Annotated in this window: 12 protein-coding genes and 1 riboswitch; of the genes, 5 read left to right on the forward strand and 7 right to left on the reverse strand. The window is 66.0% G+C overall.

What is annotated here, in order from left to right:
• Positions 1-12 precede the first annotated feature (12 nt).
• On the reverse strand, positions 13-501 hold the full coding sequence (locus BI49514_RS02605) for a MarR family winged helix-turn-helix transcriptional regulator (protein WP_101543956.1): 489 nt from the start codon (positions 499-501) through the stop codon (positions 13-15).
• Between the two features lie 126 nt (positions 502-627).
• A riboswitch (FMN riboswitch) is annotated at positions 628-756 on the forward strand.
• A gap of 114 nt (positions 757-870) precedes the next feature.
• Between BI49514_RS02605 and ribD the strand changes: the two genes are divergently transcribed.
• The 4 genes from ribD (at position 871) to ribH (ending at position 4660) form a co-directional block, all read left to right on the forward strand.
• Positions 871-1965: a bifunctional diaminohydroxyphosphoribosylaminopyrimidine deaminase/5-amino-6-(5-phosphoribosylamino)uracil reductase RibD gene (gene ribD, locus BI49514_RS02610; RefSeq protein ID WP_244195242.1), complete on the forward strand. Its 1095-nt coding sequence runs from the start codon at positions 871-873 to the stop codon at positions 1963-1965.
• 52 nt (positions 1966-2017) lie between these two features.
• The gene (locus tag BI49514_RS02615) at positions 2018-2743 is read left to right on the forward strand and encodes a riboflavin synthase (protein WP_101543957.1); all 726 of its coding nucleotides are present in this window, start codon (positions 2018-2020) and stop codon (positions 2741-2743) included.
• A complete protein-coding gene (gene ribB / locus BI49514_RS02620; protein ID WP_180954343.1) occupies positions 2736-4121 on the forward strand; it encodes a 3,4-dihydroxy-2-butanone-4-phosphate synthase in 1386 nt (461 codons plus the stop codon). Before BI49514_RS02615 ends, ribB begins: the two co-directional genes overlap by 8 nt.
• A 68-nt stretch (positions 4122-4189) precedes the next feature.
• On the forward strand, positions 4190-4660 hold the full coding sequence (gene ribH / locus BI49514_RS02625; protein ID WP_101543960.1) for a 6,7-dimethyl-8-ribityllumazine synthase: 471 nt from the start codon (positions 4190-4192) through the stop codon (positions 4658-4660).
• 194 nt (positions 4661-4854) lie between these two features.
• Here the strand turns inward: ribH and poxB are convergent, their stop codons facing one another.
• From poxB to BI49514_RS02660, 6 genes are all read right to left on the reverse strand, one after another.
• Entirely contained in the window at positions 4855-6570 is a 1716-nt protein-coding gene (gene poxB, locus BI49514_RS02630) for a ubiquinone-dependent pyruvate dehydrogenase (RefSeq protein ID WP_101543962.1), read from the reverse strand.
• Between the two features lie 400 nt (positions 6571-6970).
• The gene (locus BI49514_RS02640) at positions 6971-8332 is read right to left on the reverse strand and encodes a Wadjet anti-phage system protein JetD domain-containing protein (protein WP_101543964.1); all 1362 of its coding nucleotides are present in this window, start codon (positions 8330-8332) and stop codon (positions 6971-6973) included.
• On the reverse strand, positions 8329-11856 hold the full coding sequence (locus tag BI49514_RS02645; RefSeq protein WP_101543966.1) for an ATP-binding protein: 3528 nt from the start codon (positions 11854-11856) through the stop codon (positions 8329-8331). The genes BI49514_RS02640 and BI49514_RS02645 overlap by 4 nt, the downstream gene beginning before the upstream one ends.
• Positions 11853-12569 carry a DUF4194 domain-containing protein gene (locus BI49514_RS02650; RefSeq protein ID WP_101543968.1) on the reverse strand — a complete coding sequence of 239 codons (717 nt, stop codon included), beginning with the start codon at positions 12567-12569 and terminating at the stop codon, positions 11853-11855. Before BI49514_RS02650 ends, BI49514_RS02645 begins: the two co-directional genes overlap by 4 nt.
• Positions 12566-14029, reverse strand: coding sequence for a DUF3375 domain-containing protein (locus BI49514_RS02655; RefSeq protein ID WP_101543970.1), 1464 nt, complete (start codon positions 14027-14029; stop codon positions 12566-12568). The genes BI49514_RS02650 and BI49514_RS02655 overlap by 4 nt, the downstream gene beginning before the upstream one ends.
• Positions 14030-14084: 55 nt before the next feature.
• On the reverse strand, positions 14085-14519 hold the full coding sequence (locus BI49514_RS02660) for an MmcQ/YjbR family DNA-binding protein (RefSeq protein ID WP_101543972.1): 435 nt from the start codon (positions 14517-14519) through the stop codon (positions 14085-14087).
• Between the two features lie 53 nt (positions 14520-14572).
• Between BI49514_RS02660 and BI49514_RS02665 the strand changes: the two genes are divergently transcribed.
• Positions 14573-15574: an asparaginase domain-containing protein gene (locus BI49514_RS02665; RefSeq protein ID WP_101543973.1), complete on the forward strand. Its 1002-nt coding sequence runs from the start codon at positions 14573-14575 to the stop codon at positions 15572-15574.
• Positions 15575-15579 lie beyond the last annotated feature (5 nt).

Below are 15579 nucleotides of genomic sequence, written 5' to 3' on the forward strand. Positions count from 1 at the left end.
TGTGCTCGGCGGCTAGCCCGCAGTAGGTTCCGGATCCGATTCGTCGTCGGGTTCGTCGACGCCGTCGACCGGGTGACGGTCCTTGAGGAAGTCCGAGACCAGTCCGAGCGCACGATCGACGCTCTGCCGCTCCTCGACGCTCAGCGACTCGAAGTAGGGCTGCATCTGCTCGATCATGATCGAGCGGTTCTCCGCCAGCCTCTCCCGCCCGGCTTCGGTGAGCGAGAACTGCGACGCGCGCCCGTCCGTCGGACTGGGCTCACGCACGACGAGCCCGGCTTCCTCGAGCTTGGCGAGAAGCTTTGTCGCCGCGGGCTGAGAACTCAAATATCCTTGCGCGAAATGACCGACACGAACGGGTTGATACTGCTCGACTACGGCGAGCGCACGCAGCGCCGCCAAAGAGTTCTCGTTGCCGATCACTCGTCGAAACGCCCTGGTCAGGCGCGACGAGACGACAACGAGCCGCGCGACCAGTTCGGCCGAATCCGCATCATCCATAACTTCTTTATATACCTAGGTTATGCATTTTGGCAAATCACGGTCATCGCGAGCGCAGCCCCGCCCTGATGTCACTATGTGACAGACCTCACGGACGCCTCGGTGATGGTCATGCTACTCTGGCCTCACATGTTCCGGGGACGGTGAAATTCCGTACCGGCGGTCACAGTCCGCGACCCGCTCGCATTCGTGCAGGCGGTTGATTCGGTGAAATTCCGAAACCGACAGTCAGAGTCTGGATGGGAGGAGCATGGTGGCCTCGGCCGCTGTCTTTCGGTGCATTCGACCGCACCGTCGCACGCGACTGAGACGCCCTGATGGTTGCACCCGCAATATCCTCCCTCCCGGCGAAGGCTCGGGAGGTTTTTCATGGGCGCGCAACCAGGCGAAGCAGCGGAATTCACGGACCTCGAATCAGCGGCGATGATCGCCGCTCTCAATGCTGCCCGCGAAGGTGTTCGCGGAGCGAATCCGCTGGTAGGAGCCGCAATCCTGACAGCCGATGGGCAGATCGTCACCGGTCACCATGGAGGAACGGGAACACCCCACGCCGAGGTGGAGGCGATCACCACCGCTCACGACCTCGACATCGATCTGACCACCGCGACGCTGCTCGTCACGCTCGAGCCCTGCGACCACCACGGCCGGACCGGGCCCTGCACCGAGGCGATCCTCGCCGCCGAGATCCCCTCCGTCGTCTTCGCCTCCCCCGACCCGAATCCCTTGGCCGCCGGCGGTGGGAACACACTCGCCGAGGCAGGGCTGACGGTCCGCTCGGGCCTGTGCGAAGAGGACTCCCGCGCACTCAATGCGCGGTGGGTGCGCTCCCTGACCGAGGCCCGCCCGTTCGTCACTGCCAAGATCGCGCAGAGCCTCGACGGTGCCGTCGCCGCCGCGGACGCAACCAGTCAGTGGATCACCTCGGCGGAGTCTCGCGCACACGCTCACGAGGTCCGCTCACGCGTCGACGCCATCCTCGTCGGCACCGGCACCGCCGTGGCCGACGATCCGCGTCTCAACGCCCGCGGCCCGGACGGAATCGCACTCGACGACCAGCCGCGGCCTGTCGTGCTCGGCACCTCGGAGCTGCCGGTCACATCGTTCCTCGCCCTCAATCCCAACACTCTGCATCTGCGCACCCACGATGTCCGTGAGGCCCTGGACGAGCTGTACGCCGCCGGAGCGCGCCACCTCCTCGTCGAAGGCGGGCCGACAGTGCTGGGCGCGTTCTTCTCCGCAGGGGTCGTCGACGAGGTCTTCTGCTATCAGGCTCCGCTGCTCATCGGACCCGGCCGCGGCAGCGTCGACGGCTTGGAGATCGGCACCCTGTCCGAGGCGCTGCAGCTGATCCCCGACGACACGGAGACACCGGCGGTGTCGCGGGTCGGACCGGATTTCCTGCTGCATTTCGCGACTGCGGATCCGGGGCCTGACTCAACCGGCTTACCCGAATCAGTCACCTAGCCGCCGCACTCCTACAGCCACCACCGACCACCGCTTGAGAATCTGGAGTCACATGTTCACCGGAATCATCGAAGGGCTCGGCACCGTCGAGTCCATCGAGCACACGAACGATTCGGCCGCGATCACCATCGACGCCGGCGCCCTCGTCGCCGACCTCGAACTCGGCGGCTCGCTGGCCGTCAACGGCGTCTGCCTGACCTCGACGAGGCGGCCCACCGAGCAGCGTCCCGGCCTCTTCACCGCCGAGGTCATGGGCGAGACCCTCCGCCTGACCGGACTCGGCACTCTGGGCACGGGCGACCGAGTCAATCTGGAGCGCTGCACACCCGCCTCGGGGCGCTTCGACGGCCATGTCGTCCAAGGACACGTCGACGGCCGGGGCGAACTCCTCGACCGCACCGACCGTCCCGACTGGTCGACCCTGCGCATCGGGATCCCGAGCGAGCTCGCTCCACTGACCGCGGTCAAAGGCTCGATCGCTCTCAACGGGGTGTCACTGACCGTGACGGCCGTGTCCGAGCCGAGCGCATCCTCCGCGTGGGTGGAGGTCGGACTCATCCCGGCGACGCTCACGCACACGACGTTCGGACAGATGCCGGTCGGCGCGGCCGTGAACATCGAGGTCGATGTGCTCGCGAAGTACACCGCGCGTCTCCTGTCCTTCCGCACCGCCGCCGGTGACGACACCGCCGCCGGCACGGTTCCCTCCGACCCGAGCCCCGCCTCGGTGGGCTCGCCACTGCCGAACAGCACCCAGCAAGGAGTCGATTATGACTGATCCCATCGCTCACGCCAGCCGCCTCGATCCCATCGATGCGGCCATCGCAGCCGTCGCCGCCGGCCAGCCCATCCTCGTCGTCGATGATGAGGACCGGGAGAACGAGGGCGACCTCATCATGGCCGCCGAGTTCGCCGATCCTACGACGATAGGCTTCTTCGTCCGGCACACCTCGGGCGTCATCTGCGCACCCATGACCGCCGACCGAGCCGCGTCCCTGCGTCTGCCGCCGATGGTCACCGACAACGAGGATCCGAAGGGCACGGCCTACACGGTCAGCTGCGATGCGGTGGGGGTGACCACGGGAATCAGCGCCGCCGAACGCGCCGAGACCGGTCGGGTCCTCGCTGCCGCCCGCCCTGATCCGGCGGCGATCTCGCGGCCCGGCCATGTCTTCCCACTCATCGCGAAGGACGGCGGTGTCCGGGAGCGCCCCGGCCACACCGAGGCCGGGGTGGAGTTCGCGCTTTTGGCCGGTGCACAGCCGGTGGCAATGATCGCCGAGGTGGTCCACGACGACGGGTCGATGATGCGCTTCGACGCCGTCCGCGAGTTCGCCGACGCCCACGACCTCGTCATGGTCTCGATCGAACAGCTCATCGCCTACCTCGAGCTGCGTGACGCGGATGCGTCGAGCGACTCCCCGGCGGCCCTATCGTCGGCGGCGGATGATTCCCGCCCTGAGGCGACCGCCTCGGTGACGGCTGCCGGTGCCCTTGGCGGTAACGAGTCGGTTGAGGCGACCGCGGAGGTGGCTCTGCCGTCGGAGCACGGCAGCCTGCGGGCCCGCGCGTTCACGATCAACGGGCATGACCACCTCGGCGTGTTTGCGGGGCCCCCGGATTCCGGCACGGAGGGTCCGGCGCCTCTCGTGCGGCTGCATTCGGAGTGCCTGACCGGGGACGTCTTCGGTTCGCACCGGTGCGACTGCGGTGAGCAGCTCGACCTGGCGCTCGGCCTCATCGCCGAACACGGCGGGGCGGTGCTCTACCTGACCGGACACGAAGGTCGCGGAATCGGGTTGCGCAACAAACTGCGCGCCTACGCTCTGCAGGATCAGGGGCGGGACACCGTAGATGCGAACCGGGACCTCGGGTTCACCGACGACGCCCGCGACTACCGTGCCGCAGCGACCATCCTGCGCTCGGTCGGGCTGACTCGCATCCGCCTGCTCACGAACAACCCGGCGAAGACCTCGGCTCTCGAAGAGCTGGGCATCGCGGTCGAAGCTGTGGTTCCACTCGAGGTCGCGGCGCGGCCGGAGAACACGCACTACCTGGCCACGAAGCGCGAACGCATGCACCATGTGCTCTCACTGCCGGAGGGCACGGGCACATCCGGTACTGGCGCGGGCACAGCCGGGGCCGTCGCCAACTGAACCGCGCACCGCGCACTCACACAGACACGAACCAGGCTCTGCGGAGCTTTCGAACAAAGGACACACTCATGGCTCATTCCGGAGCACCAGACCTCACCGTCGACGCCGCTGACCTGCGCGTCGCCATCGTCGCCGCCTCCTGGCACACCCAGATCATGGACGGGCTCGTCGACGGGGCCCAGCGCGCCGCCGCCGAGGCCGGAGCCGAAGCCACGCTCATCCGTGTGCCCGGCAGCTTCGAACTGCCCGTCGCCGCGGCCCGCCTGGCACCGCACTTCGACGCGGTCGTCGCCCTCGGAGTCGTCATCCGCGGCGGCACCCCGCACTTCGACTACGTCTGCCAAGCCGCCACCGACGGCCTCAACCGGGTCGCCATCGACTCCGGCAAGCCCGTAGGATTCGGCGTACTGACCTGCGACACCGAACAGCAGGGGCTCGACCGTGCCGGACTCGAAGGGTCTGTCGAGGACAAGGGGCATGAGGCGATGACCGCCGCCCTCGTCACCGCTCAGGCACTGGTGCCTTACTCGCTGGGTTGAGTGGCGGGGCCTCCACGGGTGAGTGGGTCGGCCGCCCCTGGCTTCGTCACACCGATCGGACCGCAGAGCCTGCTTCCCCAAGGATAAGTGTGCGCAGATTGCCCGTTTGGGTGTCCCAAGCGGCAATCTGCGCACACTTATCGTGCTCTGCGCCAGTTTGCGCCGGCGGCGGAGGACCTGCGACCTTACTCAGCTCAGAAGAGCTGGCGGATGTTCGTCCGGGCGAGATCGATGAGTTCGTCGCCCTTGCCCGAGAGCACCGTGCGGATCGCGTAGAGCGCGAAGCCCTTGGCTTGCTCGACGGTGATCGACGGCGGCATCGACAGCTCCTGGCGTTCGGTGACGACATCGAGGACAGCCGGCCCCGGGTAGGCGAGGAATTCCTTGACGACCTTCGGCAGGTCCTTGGACTTCTCGACACGGAAGCCCTTGATCCCGACCGCCTCGGCGATGGTGGAGAAGTCGGGATCGTCGAGGTCGGTGCCGAACGTGACAAAACCGGCCGCCTTCATCTCGAGCTCGACGAAGTTGAGCGAGGAGTTGTTGTACACGACCGTCTTCACCGGCAGCTTGTTCTGGGTGAGCGTGATGAGCTCACCGAGTAGCATGGACAGGCCGCCGTCGCCGGCGAGCGCAATGGTCTGCCGGCTATCGAACGCCGACTGGACGCCGACGCTCTGCGACAGTGCGTTGGCCATCGAGCCGTGGCTGAAGGAGCCGATGAGGCGGCGCTTGCCGTTCATCGTCAGGTAGCGGGCCGCCCACACCACCGGCGATCCGACGTCGGGAACGAACACCGCATCGTCATCGGCCATCTCGTCGATGAGCCGGGTGAGGTACTGCGGGTGGATGCTCCGCTTCGACGGGGTCGCGAGCTCGTCGAGATCCTTGCGGGTCTTCGCATAGTGCTTGGTCATCGCCTTGAGATGTGTGCTGCTGCGGTTGGGCTTGATCTGCGGCAGCAGGGCCTCGACGGTGTCGGCAACCGTTCCGACGAGCGGGATGTCGACTTTCGTGCGCCGCCCGATCTGCGAACCGCGCACATCGACCTGGATAACAGTCGCGTCCTCGGGGTAGAACTGCTGGTAGGGCAGGTCGGTGCCGAGCATGAGCAGGGTGTCGCAGTCCTTGAGCGCAGCGTAACCGGAGGAGAATCCGAGCAGTCCGGTCATGCCCACGTCGTAGGGGTTGTCGTATTCGACGAATTCCTTACCACGCAGCGAATGGACGATCGGAGCCTGGAGCTTCTCGGCGATCGCGAGCAGCTCATCGTGGGCACCCTCGGTGCCGGCACCGGCGAGGATCGTCGTCTTCTTGCCCTTGTTGAGCGCCTTGACAGCGGCCTCGATTTGGGATTCGGCCGGGATCATGTGCGATTGGTAGCCTTTGACCACCTCAGCGGCGGCGTCGATTTCGGACAGACCGATGTCACCGGGGATTACGAGGACAGCGACACCGCGCTTCTCGATCGCTTCGCGCATGGCGATGCGCAGCAGTCGGGGCATCTGCTCGGCCGAGGAGACGTTCTCGACGTAGACGCTGCAGTCACGGAACAGCTCGGTCGGGTGGGTCTCCTGGAAGTAGTTCGAGCCGATCTCGTCACTCGGGATCTGGGCGGCGATGGCCAGCACGGGAACCCGCGAACGCTGGGCATCGAAGAGCCCGTTGATGAGATGGAGATTGCCGGGTCCGCAGCTGCCGGCGCAGACAGCGAGTTCACCGGTCAGGGCGGCCTCGCCGCTGGCGGCGAAGGAAGCGGCCTCCTCGTGGCGGACGTGAACCCATTCGAGCTGCGGGTTCACGCGGAGGGCGTCCGTGAATCCGTTGAGCGAATCTCCCGGGATGCCGTAGACGCGCTTGACTCCGCTGGCGACGAGGGTATCGACGATGTTTCTGGCGACGGTGGGCATTGACTTCCTTCCGTTGAACCATGGCACCGGGGGTGCATTCACAGCCCCGGCAGGGGCGGCCCCGTGATCGAGGCCTTGACAGCACTTTCAGTCTAGCCCCGAACTCCAGCAGGGCGGCTGTCCGATTCCTCACCCACGAATGCGGGAATATCTCCCGTATCGGTCTGGGAACGGGGGTGATGAACCGCGGGTGACGGGTGACGTGAAGCAGTTCGGCCCGGCTCGGGCGTTCGGTGCGGTCGGCCGCCTCGTCGGTCCAGGTGCGGTTGAGGACCGTCACCGTCGTGTGGCTCCAACCCATATCGTCAGAGATGGGGTTACCGCCACCCGTAGGGAGTAGTAGAGCAGGCCCCAGCACACCAGTTCGGCGACGCAGAGGGCGGTCAGTCCCCCGCGCGGCTTATCGGTCGTTGTCAAGGCCCTCGCCGAGGCGGTGCTCCGTTCCCACGCCACGTCCCGTTCCTTCGATGAGGTGACCCGAGGTCTCCACCTCAGCCGCGGACCTCAACCGGTTCAGAGCCGTATCCCACGGGATGCGTTCCTGTTCGAGCCGGACGCCTCCTTCAGCATGTAGTCGTTCGAGGGCTCGTGCCTCGGTGCCGGTGAGATGCGCGAAAGTGCCGGTGCTCGGCTTCGGTTCGGGTACCCAGAGATCCCGGTGCGCGAGCAGAGTTGCTTCGTCCATGAGCACGGATTCGACCTCCGGCAAGTGGCTGCGCAAACGGTTGAGGATCGCGAAACCATGGGAGTCGAGGTCGCCCCAATAGATCACACGCGCACCGACGATCCAGTCCAATCGAGCGACCCCGTCGACGGCATAGCCGGAGCCGTGTACGGCCACGGCACCCGGCCAATCCGGCATGGCCAGCACGGATTCGAGGTTTTCGAAGACGAAGACCACCCTCGGCGTTATGGGCAGTCGACCGAGCTGGGAGATCGGAGCGGTCACATCGTCAAGGGACGCGGCGGCTGCTCTGACCCAGGTGCGATCGACGGTGGCCTCATGATCCACGGCGCCGATCAGGGTCGCGTCGAGGATACGCAGCCGCAGTCGCGGTTCGGCGTCGAGGACGGTCACCGCATGGGCGTGGCCGATCCCTCCGAGCAGGGCGGTGACGAGGCTGCGGTGGGTCTCGAACCACTTCGAGTCCACCCCGCGGATGGGCAGCTGTCTGGGTCGCAGCGATCCGAGCGGATGGGTGCACAGCCAGTCGACGACGTCGATGACCGTATCGAATGCGGCGTCGGACAAGGAAAGGATCCGCTTCGATTGGGAACGTATCGCCGCGGCAAGGGAGTCCCAGTCCGAGCTGGCCTCCGCGTCCGCGTCGCGAGTCGGCGCGATGCCGTTCGATACGGACCCGAGTCGTTGCCGGATGCTGACGGCACGGTCTCGCAGCCTCCGCCATTCTCGAGCGGTGTCGCCGCCGACGAAAGCGGCCACTGCATCAGGGGTCAACAGTCGCAGTCGGACCGGAACGCGTTGACTGCCGACGCGAGCCCAGCTGCGTTCTTCCCAATCGATCTCGAGCTCTGCAGGTGCGCCCGCGGCTGTCGCCCCCGCCCGCTCCCGGACCGCCCGCCAACTGCCGGCCCAGTTCGCGGCGGCAGTCTGATCGGAGAGCACCTGCTTCTCCGTCGGTGGTTTGAGGGCGATCTCAACACGCACCTGACCTGTTGCCTCCGCCGCCCACGAGGCCATGGACGAACTCAGGCGAGTACGTGCCTTCGTCCGAGCCTCGGCGACGGAGAGCATCGTCATCGGGCGTCCGACTCCTCGAACTCAAGCTCGACTTCACCAGCCACACGGACACTCTCGGAACTGTCCGAACCCTTGGGATCACCTAACCCACCAGGCCCAGCGGACTCCTCGTCCGCGCCATCAGCCGACTCTGAACCCGAGACCGCTCCAGAAGCCTCCCCGCGCACGGACTCGTCCCACACCATCGTCGAGGTCAGGGTCTTCTGGCGGCTCGGATTCTCGATCGACGTGGCCGCACCCACATAGGGTTCGATCGTCTGCAGCAGCTTCTGCGGAGTCGCCAGCACCATGTGGAACCCGAACTCGATGAAGATGTCCAAGGCCATACGCGTATACCGCGTATCCGCTTTGTCGAAGGCCTCGTCGAGGATGATCGTGCCGTACTTCGAGATTGCCTCATCCGGGTCCGCCAGCTGATAGCGCAGCGCTGCCGCCAGGCAGAAGATCACGAGCTTCTGCTGCTGACCGCCGGACATCGCCGCACCCGAATCGTAGGTCGCGTGCGCGCGCCCGTGGTCGTCGATCTCCTCGGCGAGGAAGCTCACGTGCAGGCGTGTGTCCAGACATTGGTTCTTCCAGACCTTGTCGACGTGTTCGCTGGACGCGAATCGGCGCATCACCTCGGCGAGGGTGTCGTACTTCCTCTCCGCAGTCTCCATATCGTCCTCACCCCAGCTGCCGCTCGCCACGAGGCGGAGATCGGCGATGAAGGCGTTGACGGTCTCGGACCGACGGGTCTTGACCTTCAGCCGCAGGTACCGGTCCTCGTCGAACTGCGAGCGCAGCAAGGAGGAGTTGATCGGCGCGACCCGGTCCTCGATCTCGCGCGGAGCCGCATGGATCTCGTTGAGGAGTTCGCCGATGAGGTCCCGGGACCGCTGCTGCAGCAGATCTCGGAACCGGTTCTCGTGATCGGGCAAGCCGTGCGCGAGGATCTCATCGAGCATAGACAGGTAGGCGCGACGATCATCGACTTCCGCGGTGAGCTGGGACGATACCGACGGCCATGCGGCCTTGAACTCGGCAGCCAACCGAGTCACGGACTGCCCCGACCGACTTGCATCGGTTTGCGCCCGGTCCTTCTCCTCCTGCAGCACCTGCGAGACCTGCTGGCCCACCTCGGCGAGGTTCTCCCGCTTGATGCTGCGTTGGATCTTCCGGAACCGTTCGTCCAGTTGTTCGCCGAGGTGACCCTCGACTTCCGCCACCCGACCGGAATTGACGTCGTCTTCGATCCGCGTCATGTTCGAGCGCAGACCCGTCGATTCCTCGTTCGCCCGGCGAAGGGCATAGTCGGCGTCGTTCTTCGCTGTCTCGGTCGCGTCCTTGACCGCCTTGGCTTTGCGTTCGGCGCCGATCGCCTGCTGGAGGTCGCCGTCGGCATCTTCGAGTTCGGCCAGCTGCCGCTCGAGAGTCGCGACCTTCTCGGCCGCTCCGTCTCGGTCGACGTCGCGCCAGGACTGTTCGCGAATACCGGCGAGGATGCCGCGGCGACGGTGGGCCTGTGCGGTTTCGGCATCAGCAGCCGCGACCACCTGTTCGGCCGCGGCCAGTTCCGACTGAGCCTCCTTGAGGGATTCGACGAGGGCTTCGAGTTTCGCTTCGCGGTCGCCGAGGACCCATTGGCTGCGATCGTCGATGGCCCGCCGGTCGTCCTTCTCGTAACGGGTGCGTGAGGTCTTGACCTGGCCCTTGACGGTGACGGCGCGCGGATGGTCGTCGAGTTCGTCCGGGTGGTCGACACAGGCGAAGTCGAAGCGTTCGGACAAAGTGGTCCGGACCCAGTCGCCGAAGCCGGTGTCGCTGACATTCACCTTGTTGAGCAGCGACTTCTCACTGCCCACGGGGCGGGGACTCGGCACTGAGCGCGGGATCTCCTCGAAGACGAGGCGACCGCGGATGCGGTGGGAATCCACCCACGTGCGCACGGCCGAGAGGTTCTCAGAACGGACGAGGACGGTCAGTGCCATGGGCCGCAGCACCCTCTCGATGGCACCTGTCCACCGCGCCTCGTCGGGGTCGACTTCGATGAGCTCGGCCGCGAACGGCAGCGCCTTCTCGCTCAGCCCGGTGCCGGCGGCGAGCTCGGACCTGATCGTCATGAGGTTGTTCGGCACGGTCGATCCGGACCGCCGCAGGGATTCGATCTCCCCTTCGAGTTCGCGGACCTTCGCCCTCGCCTGGGAGAACCGGTCGTGATCGGCGTGGGTGGGTCCGGCGACCTGCGTGTCGTCGTCGAGGCTGGAGGCGATCTGAGCCTGCAGTTCGGCGAATTCGGCGGCAGTGGTCGGGGCGTGCTCGATGCCGGCCTGCTCAAGCTGGCGAGCCAGCCCAGACCAGCGTTCGTTGATGGCGCGGCGTTCGGTTTCGGCGGTGTCGATGCGCTGCTGAAGGTGTTCGGCCTCGGAACCACCGAGTTCCAAAGTGGCCCGTCGGGCCAAGTCGTATTCGTCGACTGCGGTGTCGAAGTCACGTTTGGCGCGGTCGGCGGTGACTTCGAGTTCGACGATCTGCCTGGTCAGCGCCGAAAGGTCGGCGCGGAGGATATCGAGCTCGCGCCGCTTCTGGTACGGCAGCAGAGCTTCGCTGAGCGCGATCGACTTCGCGGCGATGTCATTGGCGGTCTCGAAACGGGAGGCGGCTTCGCGCAGCTGCAGCAGATGATCGCGCTGCTTGCGCAGTTCGACGACATGGTCATGAGCGTCCTTGAGGTCACCGAACTGGGCGACGGCGGTCTCAGCGAGGTCGAAGGTCACCGGACTTTCGAGCATATGGTCTCGGAAGAGCCGGTCGAGGCTGTCCAGGCTCTTCGCCGACTGTGTCTTGTGCAGCAGCTGGAGTGCGGACTCGTCGGCCATGCCGAAGGTCTTGCGCATCCGTGCATAGAACTTCCCGTGGTGGCCGTTCGAGGTGACCACCGCATCAGGATGGTCGGCCTTGAGTTTGCGGGTCTCGAGTCCGGAGCGCGCATAGTGCTGCAGGTCGGAGAGGTCGAGGTCCGCGCGCTCGAGGACACAGGCGTCGGAGAGGTCCGTCGTTTTCGTGCCCGAACCCTTGATGAAGAAGAGTCGGGCCAACGACAGGGGCTTGTCGCTGCCGTTGTCGTAGCGGAGGATGATTCCGCTCCAGGTGGCGCGCGGACGCAGATATTTGCTGACGACCCGGTCCTCTTCGGAATCCGCGGTGCGAGTCCAGGCCCCGCGGACGTAGCTGACGAGGCTGCGCTGGTCGAGGCGCGCGCCCGCGGTCTGAGCGGCGACGTTGAAGCGCAGCCACTTATCCGGGGTGAGTACTGCGGCGATTCCGTCGAGGAGGGAGGACTTGCCCGAGCCCGAGGGCCCGGTGATGAGGTGGCCCTTGTGGGAGACGGGGATGCGATGGATGTCGGCGTCGAAGGTGCCCCAGTTCGCGATCTGGATCTCGCTCAGGCGCCACTGGCTGCCGACGTCGGGTCGGTTCGCTCCGCGAGCACGCGCCTGGTCGGCGACGAACGCCGCGTCGAGCGGGAAGAGTGCCTCTGTCACGCTTCGTCCTCCTCGGTGTCAGCGTCGATTTCTCCAGCATCGGTCTCACCAGCGGCAATGCGTTCGTAGACGGCGATGAGCTCGCGCACGCGGTCCTCGTCGATGAGGAACTTCACCATGGGAGAGATCTCGAAGCGGTCTTCACCGGCTTTGTGGAGCACACGCAGTCGGTTGCTCATCCGCGACCACGCGCCGTTGAGATTGCGGTGGAAGGTCGATTCGTCCCCTGTGCGGTAGATCGCGAGGCGTTCATAGACCTCTTCGCGATCGACGATCACGCGCTTCTCCCCCGGCGCGGCCAACAGCAGCTGCCGGAGCACCAGCAGCATTGCCGTGTCGAGGAAGGTGAGTCGTTCGCTGCGCACCGCGGCGGGCGCGTCGATCTCGTCGGTGACGATCTTGCGGGTGAATGCGAATTCGTCGACCCTGTCGATGACGAGGTCGAGGAACAGATCGTGCAGGCGCGAACGGACGAGACCTTCGTCCGCGACGAGAGCGGCCCACAGCTGCGGGGCCTGCGTCCCGGACACATACGGCCCTTTGAGCAGTTCGAGCAGCACTCGGCGGGTGCGCTCTCCCAATGTTCCGGTGTCACCGGACCACAGACCGCTGGGATTGTGGCTGAGGTCGTCCGCGGAATCGGTGGATTCTCTCGCCGAGGCGGCCCCCACCTCGGCGGGGGCGGTGTCGTTGTCGTGGTGGGTGGGGCTCATAGGGTGATGCCTTCGGTGAAGTAGTGGCGGCGGATCGCGGCGGTGCGGACGATGCCGTCGACGCCGGCCCAGGTGAGGACTTCGCGGTTGCCGACATCGACGTGGCCATAGGTGCTGGCCAGGGACAACAGGCCGACGACGCTGGCCAGGCCCTGTGTGGCAGGGAAAGTTTCGAGCACCTCCGCGATGGAGGCCTCGTGGGTGGAGGTGACGACGGAGTTGATGTTCTCGGTGAGTTCGGCGAAGTCGATTTCGGATTCGCGGGCGACAGCGATGAGTTCGGCGAAGTCGATCTCGGAGTCCGTGGCCTCGCCGAGTTCCGCTCCGGCGTCGAACTCCTCGGGGTCGTGGAGGATGACCTCGCCGACGCTGCCGAGTGAGACGCTGGAGAGTTCGAGGTCGATGCCTATCTCGTCGTAGGGTTTGAGCTCCTGCGACACGGGCGCGGCCGCGGCGAGACCCTCCTGGAGGAGAGTGCGCATGACGCGGTCACGTTGGAATTCGTGGGAGTGGACGTAGCGGCGCAGGCCACGGGCGAACTCGGTGAGGATGTCCGAAACCTCGTGAGACCCGTCCTTCATCTGGCGCATCAGGGTGCGCAGGGAACGGCGGGTGGCCAAAGAGAGGGTGGCGGAGAAGTCCCGGTCGAGGATGGCGGCGATGTCGTCGTCGAAGGCCGCAGACTGTTCGGGGTCGCGGACGAGGGCGGAGAACGCCGAGAACGTCCGACCTTCGTCGGAGGACTCGATGAGGTCGACGCCGCGGAACACTTCGTCGAGTACTTGTGACTGGGAGTCCTCGGCGGCGAGGATCGAGACCCGCAGTTCCTGATTGAGTTCTTCGAAGCGGGCGCGCACGCGGGCGAAGTCGGCAGGCAGTCCCTGCGCCTGCTGGAGGATGTCGGAGACGCGTTCGTTCGCGCGGCGCCTGTCGAGGACGACGGAGCGCGGATCGCCGCGGCGCACACGGGCGATCTCGGCGTCGATGCGGTCGCGTTCGGCGCGCAAGGAGGCGAGGCGGCGAGAGCTGTCCGGGTCGGTGTCGATGGCCAGCTGTCGCACGGATTGGGCGAGGCTGACCAGCCGGGATTCGGTGGCGGTCTGTGGTGGGGTGCGCAGCTGCTCGAGCATGCGGATGGCATCGAAGCCGGCGGCGGAGAGTTCGTAGGTTTCGCCTCTGGCGGCGGTGGCGGGACGACGGACGAGGATTTCGGCGCGACGCCAGTCATCGCAGTACGCCTTCGCTGTCCGCAGCGAGAGGTCGAAGTGGTCGCGGAGCTCTTCGAGGTCAGCGTCGATGCTTTCGTGCAGATCCTCGGTGTTCATCCTGGTGCCGGGCTTGCCGAGATGAGCGTCGAGGGTTCCGGCCATGACAGCGAGGTTGTCGGCCCGGAGCATGCGCAGGGTGGCATTCGATTCGAGCAGTCGCCGGTAGGCGAGCGCGGATGACAGGGCGGACATAGGAACTATTCTCTGTGCCTTGGCGGGTGCGCGCCAATTCGCGAGTCGAGTGAGGTCAACGGCTGTCGCTCCTTCCTCCGAAGGTGTCAGGGTCAACAGGTCGGTCCTTCTTGGACATCTTGGCCACGACAAGACAGTAAGACTCGAGTACGAGGTCGTGGAGAAGAACGGGATCGAGACGATCGCCGGCAGTTGCGGCGCCGGGTTCGCCGCCGTCATCGCTTCCCTCCCCTGCGACGGTGATCCAGTGCTTCTTGTTCATGTGATAGCCGGGTGAGATCTCCGCATAGGCGTCGCGCAGCACCTCACCGTCGAGGGGATCGATCTTGAGGTTGAGACTCGGAACTCCCCGCAGCTCGTATGCCATCATGAACATCTTTCCGCGCACTTTGTACACGGCATTGTCCGGCCCGAATGGGTGGTCGAGCTCGACCGAGGGGTACTGCATGGCTTGGTCGTTGGCCAAGCGGAGCACGGTGGCGGGGTCCATGCGTGGAGGCTAGCAAAGGCCACTGACGTAGGAACTGACGTTAGACTCGAATCATGCCTGAGACCTCACTCCACACCGCCCCTCACCTGCTCTTGGCCGCTCTCGGCGGGACCATCGCGTCGACCGCCAATGCCGCGGGCGGGGTTGCTCCAGCGCTCAGCGGCGCGGAGATCGCTGCGGCCGCGGGTCTCGATCAGGTCTGGCCGGATCTGCGGGCTGATTTCACTCAGGTTGCTCAGGTTTCGAGCGCGAATGTCACCCTGGAGATGCTCTTCGACGTCGTCGAGCTCGCCCGTACGTCCGGGGCCGATGGAATCGTCCTCACCCAAGGCACCGACACTCTTGAAGAGTCCGCGTTCGGGCTCTGGCTGCTCAATGACTCGAGCACTCATATCGCTGTCACCGGGGCCATGCGCAATCCGACCCTGCCCGGAGCCGACGGGCCGGCGAATGTCCGGGCCGCCGCCCTCACTGCCCTGTCCGACAAGGTCAGCGATCTGCCGTCATCATTGGTCTTCAACGACGAAGTCCACGATCCGAGGTTCGTTTCGAAGTCGCACACCACCTCGACGGCCGCGTTCTCCTCCGGGCCCATCCTCGGCGCGATCGGATGGCTGAGCGAAGACGATCTCCATCTCCCGCACGCGCCCCAGCCTCCGAAATCACCGTTCGCCGGACTTCCCCGTCCGTCTCAGCTGAGCAAGGTCGCCCTCGCCGAGGTGGGGATGGGCGAACCGGAAGAGACCCTTGATCTCATCGCCGGTTCCGGCCTCGCCGGCACCGTGGTCTCCGGGGTCGGCGGGGGCCACGTCCCCGAGGAGTTGCTGCCCGCTGTCGCTCGACTGGCGGAGAGGATGCCCGTGGTGCTGGCCTCACGCACCGGTTCGGGTGCGAGCCTGCACCGCACCTACGGCTATCCGGGAGGAGAGATCGGCCTGCTCGAAGCGGGCCTCGTGCCCGCTGGCATCCTCGATGCCCGCAAGGCCCGCATCGTGCTCAACCTGGCGCTGAGCTTCGGCCTTGACCCCGCCGAGGTGTTCGCTCACTTCGCGTGAGTTCG

It is taken from the genome of Brevibacterium iodinum ATCC 49514 (assembly GCF_900169265.1).
Classification (GTDB): Bacteria; Actinomycetota; Actinomycetes; order Actinomycetales; family Brevibacteriaceae; genus Brevibacterium; species Brevibacterium iodinum.

What these genes read in the sequence shown, in the direction of transcription:
- ribB (WP_180954343.1), top strand. Translation starts at nt 2,736, where the DNA reads ATGACTGATCCCATCGCTCACGCCAGCCGCCTCGATCCCATCGATGCG.
- BI49514_RS02650 (WP_101543968.1), bottom strand. Translation starts at nt 12,569, where the DNA reads ATGAGCCCCACCCACCACGACAACGACACCGCCCCCGCCGAGGTGGGG.
- BI49514_RS02660 (WP_101543972.1), bottom strand. Translation starts at nt 14,519, where the DNA reads ATGGACCCCGCCACCGTGCTCCGCTTGGCCAACGACCAAGCCATGCAG.
- ribH (WP_101543960.1), top strand. Translation starts at nt 4,190, where the DNA reads ATGGCTCATTCCGGAGCACCAGACCTCACCGTCGACGCCGCTGACCTG.
- BI49514_RS02605 (WP_101543956.1), bottom strand. Translation starts at nt 501, where the DNA reads ATGGATGATGCGGATTCGGCCGAACTGGTCGCGCGGCTCGTTGTCGTC.
- BI49514_RS02665 (WP_101543973.1), top strand. Translation starts at nt 14,573, where the DNA reads ATGCCTGAGACCTCACTCCACACCGCCCCTCACCTGCTCTTGGCCGCT.
- ribD (WP_244195242.1), top strand. Translation starts at nt 871, where the DNA reads ATGGGCGCGCAACCAGGCGAAGCAGCGGAATTCACGGACCTCGAATCA.
- BI49514_RS02615 (WP_101543957.1), top strand. Translation starts at nt 2,018, where the DNA reads ATGTTCACCGGAATCATCGAAGGGCTCGGCACCGTCGAGTCCATCGAG.
- BI49514_RS02640 (WP_101543964.1), bottom strand. Translation starts at nt 8,332, where the DNA reads ATGACGATGCTCTCCGTCGCCGAGGCTCGGACGAAGGCACGTACTCGC.
- poxB (WP_101543962.1), bottom strand. Translation starts at nt 6,570, where the DNA reads ATGCCCACCGTCGCCAGAAACATCGTCGATACCCTCGTCGCCAGCGGA.
- BI49514_RS02655 (WP_101543970.1), bottom strand. Translation starts at nt 14,029, where the DNA reads ATGTCCGCCCTGTCATCCGCGCTCGCCTACCGGCGACTGCTCGAATCG.